The following is an 8,852-nucleotide window of genomic DNA, read 5'->3' on the forward strand; positions in this document are numbered from 1 at the left end:
GCCCTATATAAGATCCAGAAAGTGGATTTTTTGCCTCTTGTAGCGTTAAACCGAAACGCTTTGCACGCATTTCTATTGCCAATTGATTAGCAGCTTCACGGGGCGATTTTGCACGTGATCAACACACTGATTTATAATGATAATTCACTGTTTTGTATGTTGAATGAGAGTCTCGAATAACGTAGGATTCTCTCATTTCAAATCTGTGTATGTTGTATCAATCAAAACCACTCATTTGCACATAACAAGTGGGATGAGTGTGTGGATCAAATTTGTATAAGAAAGGAGTAAAAATGGTCCTTATGAACCGTCTTAATGCAAGATCTGTAGCAACATTGGGGGCTGGCAAATATAATGATGGTGCCGGCTTGCTTCTTCATAAGCGTAAAGATGGAGGTGCTCAATGGATTTATCGTTATACCCTTCACGGGCGTCGTCGCGAAATGGGATTGGGAGCGTTGCGAGATGTTTCTTTAAAACAAGCCCGTGAATTGGCAACAGGATGGCGTTCTGTTTTACGTGAGGGTCGTGACCCCATTAAAGAACGCGATAAACAAAAGCGTGAGACAATAAGCAATCTCCATTATTTAAAAGATATTGCCGTGGATGCTTTTGAAAGCCATAAAGCTGAATTAAAAGGGGATGGGAAAGATGGAATTTGGTTTTTACCTTTACGCCTTCATATTCTCCCTAAATTAGGTTGTTTACCCGTTTCAGAAATTACGCAAACAGAGATACGCGATACCCTTGCCCCTATTTGGCATACAAAAGCTGGAGCTGCTCGGACAGCATTGATGCGTCTCAAACTTTGTCTCAAACATGCGGCTGCACTAGGTTTAGATGTTGACTTACAAGCAACCGAAAAAGCACGTGCTCTTTTAGGAAAACAACGTCATAAGATCACTAATAGACCAGCAATGGATTGGAGAGATATACCCGCTTTTTATAAAACACTTTGCCAAACAACAGCTATAACACAACTGGCTTTGCGTTTGCTCATCTTGACAGGCGTTCGTACGCATTCCTTACGTTATATTCATAAGGATCAGGTTGATGGAAATATATGGACTATTCCTGCTGAGAATATGAAAGGAAGGCGTGATACAACAAAAGAATTTCGCGTACCCCTATCTTTAGAAGCTCTAAAAGTGATTGAACAAGCCAGTTGTATCTCTAAAAGTGATTTCATTCTGTCTTTTTCCGGTCGAAGTCCCCTTGCTGAGAATGTTATGTCAAAATATATGAAAAAAAATAAACTTGATGCCTGCCCCCATGGATTTCGTTCTAGTTTACGCGATTGGCTCGCTGAAACAACCGATGCCCCCTATGAGGTCGCTGAAACTATTCTAGCTCATACGGTAGGGGGTAAAGTAGAGCGTGCCTATCGTCGTACGGACTATTTAGAACAGCGTCGTGTCTACATGGATAAATGGGCGGCTTATGTCACTGGTCAATCTTAAGATATGGGGTGCATAACCCCATCATCTGTTGATAACTTTCTCTCTCATTCTCTCTCAATAAAACTCATAAATTATCACATCAGAAATTATATGATAATATATTGTTTTCTATAAATAAAATACCTTCAAAAATGAACCAAAATGTGCTTAATAAATAGGCATGATTTGTTTCTATGTTTTACTATGAAAGGATTTTAGAATGACAGAAAATGATATTCTTTTAACTGACCGTGAAAGTGCAAAATTGCTTCATATGAGTGTCTCAACTTTCCGCCGTCATGTTACCAATGGCTCTCTCCCAAAACCTTTAAAATTTGGTTTTTTATCCCGTTGGTTACAATCGGATCTTTTGAATGTAATCGAACAAGCAAAACAGCAACGTTATAACGACGTGGCATAAAAAAAACTTGTCACGTAAGGACGGACAAGGCTTTCTCAAATTCACAATCCTAGAGATAGCACAATCCGTCCTATGATGCAACGTTATAGGATTAAAATGATGTGTTCTTTTAAGAATGCGCAGGGCATTACACGTGCCTTGCATGGGGTTTGGCATGGGCGTTATGGAACAGCCCGTTGCCCCGCTCATGATGATAGGCTGCCTAGCTTATCCCTTGCCAATGGAAATGATGGGCGTATCTTACTCTATTGTTATGCTGGCTGCTCTTTTAGAGAAAACATACAAGCGCTTATTAGAATTGGCTTGCTTGGGAAACAAGCCTTTTTTGATAAAGCTTATGATCATAAGATCTCTTTCTCAAAACAGTTTTGTGCTGATCTCAAACGAGTAAAACAGAAAGCAGAGAGAGCAAAAGCAATTTGGCAACAAAGCCAACCAATCAAAAATACTTTAGCAGAAACCTATTTACGCATGCGTGGGATCACATGTGACTTATCTCCTTATTTACGCTTTCATAGCAAATGTCCACACCCCTCTGGAGTTACACTACCCGCGTTGGTTGCTCTTGTTAAGGAGGCTGGTTCTTTTGCCATTCATAGAACCTTTTTAAAAGACAATGGCTGCAAAACAGATCAAAAACCAGCAAAAGCCATGTTGGGATCTGTAACGGGTGGCGCGGTGCAATTAAGTCAAGCCAATCCAAAACATCTGGTCATTTGTGAGGGCATTGAAACCGGTCTGGCTTTGCTGTCTGGGTTATTAACAGAGCCCGTGAATTTATGGGCGTCCCTTTCAACCCATGGCATGATGCATGTGAATTTACCCCATAACAAAGACCGTCTCACCATTGCAATGGATGGCGATGATGCGGGGCGTAAAGCAGGTTTTACCCTCGCTGCGCGTGCCTATAGTCAAGGATTTGAGGTCTTTATCATGCAAGCTCCCTACGGTCTAGATTTCAATGATGTTTTGATACTGAAAGGTATAAATAAATGAGAGAGAATAAAAACAATATTGTAGATACCAACAATCAAAATGTTTCATACAATGATAACGACAATGGCTCTTTAAATAAAAATGCTTGTTTAGAAGCCATTCCTTATGAAATCGCATTGCAACAAAACGGTTGGGGGGAAATAAAGCCTATCACGGCGGCTCTTTTACCCGTCGAGCCTTTTAGCTTATTACAGTTGCCAACGTCATTAATGAACTATGTTTATGACGTTGCGGATAGCCAACAAGCCCCTATGGATTTTATTGCTATCTCTGCTTTATGTGGTTTGGCTGCTGTTATTGGCAATGGCGTGCGCATTGCTCCAAAACAACATGATGATTGGAAGATTGTTCCTAATCTCTGGGGCGCTCTGATTGGTCAACCTTCAACCATGAAAACACCCACCATGCAAGCCGCTTTAGCGCCTATCACTTGCCTTCAAAAGAAATGGTATAAAGCGTGGCTAAAGCAGAAAGAAAAACAAGAAATTGAAGGGATACTTGAAACTTTAGACAAGTCTGAAAAGAAAAAACAAGCCCATAAAGCAATCAAAAAAGGAGATCTTGAAACAGCCCATGCTCTTTTGTCTGAAACCCTCTCTAAAAACAATGCGCATGATGAGGATGTCTCTCGTTTCATTGTCAATGATACGAGCGTGGAAAAGCTTGGGGAACTCTTAAAAGAAAATCCCCGCGGTCTCTTGATGGTGCGTGATGAGTTATCTGGTTTCTTAACAGATATGGAACGCAAGGAATATCAAACAGAGCGTGCCTTTTATTTGGAAGCTTTTAATGGAGATGGTCAATTTACTTATGACCGGATTGGGCGTGGAACCATTTTTATTCCCAATGCAACCGTTTCTATTATAGGGGGCATTCAACCCTCGCGCATTCTGCCCTTTATACGCAATGTTTTATATGGAAAAGGCAATGATGGTTTCTTACAACGCTTTCAAATGATTGTCTGGCCCGATGAGACAAAAGATTGGAAATGGGTCGATAGACCTCCCAATCAAGAGGCATGGAAAACTTATGAAGGGGCATTTCGTTCTCTTTATGATACCCCCCTTGGTTCACCAGAACACCCTCTTGTGATGCGCTTTTCTGCTGAAGCTCAAGAGATCTTTCGTGAATGGATGCAAAAGATTTTTAAAGAAGCCAAAGAGAATAACCTTTCTGAAAGCTTACAAGCGCATCTTTTGAAAATACCTAAGACCATAGTAAGTCTTGCGTTGATTTTTGAATTAACCGAAGGGGGGCGTTTTGAAATCAATAAAGATGCCCTTCTATCAGCCTTGCGATGGGAAAAATATTTGTTAAGTCATGTCAAAAGGCTTTATGCGGCGGCGGATAGCTTAGCAACAGAGGGGGCAAAATTGATTGTCGAGCGCTGTGATCATTTACCCGATGTCTTTACTTTACGTGATATTCATCAAAGAAGTTGGAACGGTTTAACAGATAATGGAGCCGTTAAGCAAGCTTTAGAGCTTTTATGTCGTTGTAACTATATTCGTGAAATCTCTGGAGATAATACCCCTAAAAGCGGTCGACCTACCATACGCTATGAATGGAATCCTTTCGTTAAAAACAACTGCATAAAACAATGAAGCCATTGTAATTTTTTGTTATCCTTAAAACCTTCAAAGATCTTATCGTACCAACAGAGGGTTTACGAAGTATCTTTGAGGGTTTTTGTTTTATAATTTTTTAAAGAAGAGACATACAGAGGTTCTTTTAAATCTTGTGTCTAAAGATATCCAAAACACAACCTCGATAAGTTTTGAAGGGGTTTTGACGATTTTTACACCTTCAAAACCTATCTATAAAATGACTCATAAAACTTATCAAAATACTAATTCTGATATCTTAAAGCACATAGTGCATTTGTCTTTTTTATCATAAAACGAATAGCAAATTTCACTATTTTGCTGATCTTACGCTGTGTCATGGGCTGTTGATAAACAACCTTTAAAAACCCCTTTTGAAAAAATTTATCCGTTTTTTTGCATTTTTCTGCATTTTTTTCACCATTTGCTCAAAATGGATTTAATAAGCTTCATTTCGATTCTTTTGAAAAGAATTAATCACTAGCATTATTGTCATGGAGCTTATCCTTTATGTCTCACCCTCATCATTCTGATAACAAACACGTCACTTTACGCTCTCTGTTGGAATATTATCGCGAACAAGCTAAATCACCCCGTGAATTAGGAACCATGTTTGAAAACCTTGTCATGGTTTATTTGAGTGAAGACCCTCTTCAAAAGCAAGAATACGAAAAGGTTCAAACCTATTATGAATGGGCGAAAGAGCATGATGAAGATGGGCGTGATATTGGTATTGATTTGGTCGCTACAATCCGTGATCAAGGAGGATATGCGGCTATTCAATGTAAATGCTATGATGCTTCTCACATCATTAAAAAAGAAGATATTGATAGCTTTATCGCTGCGTCGGGCAAAAAGATTTTTACGCGTCGTATTCTCGTTGATAGCACCGAAAGCAATTGGAGTGATAATGCTAACAACACTTGTGATGGTCAAGAAGTTCGTATTCAACAGATTAATCTATTTGATTTAGAAAACAGTCAAATTGATTGGGGCGCTTATAAAGAACGAGGACAAGCCGTCCTTAAAGAGCAACCGAAAAAAAAGCTTTTAGATCATCAGATAGAAGCGCTTGAAAGAGTTTGTGAAGGTTTACAAGAAGCAGACCGTGGCAAGCTGATTATGGCATGTGGTACGGGTAAAACATTCACCAGTCTTAAGATAGCAGAAACCATAGCAGGAAAAGGCAAGCGTGTGTTGTTTTTAGTGCCCTCCCTTGCTTTGATGTCACAAACAATCCGTGAATGGACAGCCGATGCACAAGTCCCGTTGCGTTCCTTTGCGGTTTGTTCGGATACACAAGTAGGCAAACGTCGTAAAGGCAAACAGGATGATGAATCTGGTCTTGATGCATCAGATCTTGTCTTGCCGGCGACCACGGATTCTCAAGAGCTTGCGCGTAAAGCCAATAAGACCTCTCTTGATGTGATGACTGTGGTCTTTTCAACTTATCATTCCATTCAAGTGATTTCGGATGCACAAAAGGAATATGATTTACCCGAATTTGATCTGATCATTTGTGATGAAGCACACCGTACGACTGGGGTTGTATTGGGAACAGACAAGCATGAATCTGAATTTATCAAGGTTCATGATAACAGCATCATTCGGGGTAAAAAACGTCTGTATATGACTGCAACGCCTAAGATCTTTGCTGATAGTGCCAAAAAACAAGCCCATGAGATGAATGGTATTCTGGCGTCTATGGATGATGAAGCGCTTTATGGAAAAGAGCTTTACACTTACACATTCTCAAAAGCCGTTAAGAATGAACTCTTAGTTCCTTATAAAATTATTATCTTAGGCGTTAATGAAGAGGAAGTCTGTGAATCCATTCAACATCTGATGACCGATGAGAATTATGAACTTATCCTTGATGATAAAACCAAGATCATAGGCTGTTATCAAGCCCTTGCTAAAATAGATCTGAAGGTTGATTTGAGTGATGACCCTAACCCTATGCGTCGGGCTTTGGCTTTTTGTAAAGATATCAAGACTTCTGAACGTATCCGTGACACATTCAATTCTCAAGAAATACAGAAAGAATTATATAATCTTCATAAGCTCTATAAAGAGACGCCGCCTCTTCAGTGTACCTTTGCTCATATTGATGGAACGCAAAGTGCCAAGAAGCGCAATGAAGCCCTTGATTGGTTAAAGGAAGATGCGGGGGAAAATACTTGTCGTGTACTGACCAATGTAAGATGTCTTTCTGAGGGTGTTGATGTTCCTGCTCTTGATGCGATCATGTTTTTACACCCGCGCAAAAGCCAAGTGGATGTGATACAGGCGGTGGGGCGTATCATGCGCCGTGCCAAAGGCAAGAAAAGAGGCTATATCATTTTACCCGTTGGGGTGCCGGCTGGGATTTCTGCTGAAGAGGCTTTAAAATACAACAAGAGATACAGTGTTGTCTGGCAAGTGATCAATGCTTTGCTTGCTCATGATGAGAATTTCGAAATCACCCTTAACCAGATGATTTTAGGGCAAGACGTTAGTGATGTTTTGGAGATTAGCGCCTTAAAGAGCATGACAGCGGTTGAGGATAAAATCTATGTTTATGAGAAACCAGAAAGCGCGGGGCTTGAGATTGGAAAAGCAGCCTATGAACCACAAAAATACCTTCATAGTGTTACAGGAAGATTACCCTTTTATAAAGAGTTTCCCAATGCCCTTAAAACCCTTTTGGCTAAGAAATTTACCCTTGCCGATTACTGGGGCATATGGGCTGGCAATGTTGCTGAAATTGCTCAAAACCATATCACCCATCTTCAAAACCTGCTTGCTGATGAAAACAGTGAAGCCTTTCACGCCTTTGATGCATTTCATAAAGAACTCAAAAACAACTTAAACAGTGAAATCAAACAAGAGGAAGCGCTTGAGATGTTAGGACAACATCTTGTCACGCGTCCTGTATTTGAAGCCTTGTTTGATGGCAATGAATTTGTACAAAACAATGCTATCTCACAAGCGATGGAAAAGATTTTAGCTGAGTTGGATAAAACCAATATCAAGCAAGTATCAAAAGAGTTACAAGAGTTTTATGACAGTGTGAAATTCCGTGCCTCTGGGATTACCTCCCCCCAAGCAAGACAAAACCTTATTATCAAGCTTTATGAAGATTTTTTTACCAAGGCATTTAAGAAAACCACCGATAGGCTTGGGATTGTTTATACCCCCGTTGAGGTTGTTGATTTTATCATTCATTCTGTTGATGATGTTTTACGCAATGAATTTGGAAAAAGCTTGGGGTCACGTGGTGTCTCCATTCTTGACCCTTTCACGGGAACTGGAACCTTTATCACAAGGCTTTTACAATCCAATCTCATTAAACCAGAGGATATGGAATATAAATTCCGTCATGATATCCATGCCAATGAGATTGTCTTACTCGCTTATTACATAGCAGCGATTAACATTGAATCGACTTATCATAGTCTTATGAAAGGTGAGTACATTCCCTTTAAGCATATTGGTTTGGCTGATACGTTTCAAACACTTAAAGAAAAAAACTTGATAGACGGTATACTCAAAGAAAACAGTGAGTATTTAGAACTTCAAAAGAAACTAAATATCGAAGTTATCTTTGGTAATCCCCCTTATTCTTCTGGTCAAAAAAGTGCTAATGATAATAATCCTAATACCTCTTATTTCATATTAGATGATCGTATTCGTAAGAAATATATATCGAATTCAACAAAAATAATAAATCGAAACAAACTTTATGATAGCTATATACGAGCAATTTGCTGGGCAAGCGACCGTATAAAAGAGCGTGGTGTTATTGGATTTGTCACGAACGCAGGATTTATCAGTGGTCATGCTATGGATGGTTTACGCAAATGTCTCGTTGAGGAATTTAGCAGCCTTTATATTTTCCATTTACGTGGTAATCAACGAACCTCTGGAGAACTTTCTCGTAAAGAAGGTGGCAAAATTTTCGGGTCTGGCTCTCGTGCCCCTATAGCGATTTCCATTCTCGTAAAAAATCCAAATGCACAACAGCATGGTAAGATATATTTCCGTGATATTGGAGACTATCTCAATAGAAAAGAAAAGCTCACGATAATTGAAAAATTTAGGAGTATTGATGGCATTACACGAAGTAAACAAGGTTGGCAAATAATTATACCGGATAGGCATAATGATTGGCTTGATCAACGTGATGACAGTTTCAGGACATTCCTAGCTCTAGGTGATAAGAAAGGTAATGATAAAAAGCTCTTTGAAAATTTTTCGTGTGGTATCGTAACGAGTCGTGACGCTTGGACATATAATGTGAGATATAATATCAAAAAACACAATAAAGTCAATAGTTTGTTTGTAATTATTTTATATGAATCCACTCAAGAATCCATCTTTTTATACGTGTTTAAATTGATCATTTTTTAT

5 protein-coding genes are annotated in these 8,852 nt (G+C 39.3%); all 5 read left to right on the plus strand.

Translation table 11 applies throughout. From position 1 onward, the window contains the following. Positions 1-293 precede the first annotated feature (293 nt). The gene (locus tag PVV57_RS09190; protein ID WP_273783930.1) at positions 294-1,460 is read left to right on the plus strand and encodes a site-specific integrase; all 1,167 of its coding nucleotides are present in this window, start codon (positions 294-296) and stop codon (positions 1,458-1,460) included. Between the two features lie 199 nt (positions 1,461-1,659). Next, positions 1,660-1,860, plus strand: a complete 201-nt coding sequence (locus PVV57_RS09195) for an AlpA family transcriptional regulator (RefSeq protein ID WP_007347430.1) — start codon at positions 1,660-1,662, stop codon at positions 1,858-1,860. Between the two features lie 96 nt (positions 1,861-1,956). Continuing rightward, a complete protein-coding gene (locus PVV57_RS09200; protein ID WP_273783932.1) occupies positions 1,957-2,856 on the plus strand; it encodes a toprim domain-containing protein in 900 nt (299 codons plus the stop codon). After that, the gene (locus tag PVV57_RS09205; protein WP_273783934.1) at positions 2,853-4,460 is read left to right on the plus strand and encodes a YfjI family protein; all 1,608 of its coding nucleotides are present in this window, start codon (positions 2,853-2,855) and stop codon (positions 4,458-4,460) included. The genes PVV57_RS09200 and PVV57_RS09205 overlap by 4 nt, the downstream gene beginning before the upstream one ends. Positions 4,461-4,970: 510 nt before the next feature. Further along, positions 4,971-8,852 (plus strand): DEAD/DEAH box helicase family protein (locus PVV57_RS09210; protein ID WP_273783936.1); only part of this gene is annotated, 3,882 nt, incomplete at its 3' end.

This window comes from Bartonella sp. AU15XJBT (assembly GCF_028618615.1).
GTDB lineage: Bacteria > Pseudomonadota > Alphaproteobacteria > Rhizobiales > Rhizobiaceae > Bartonella.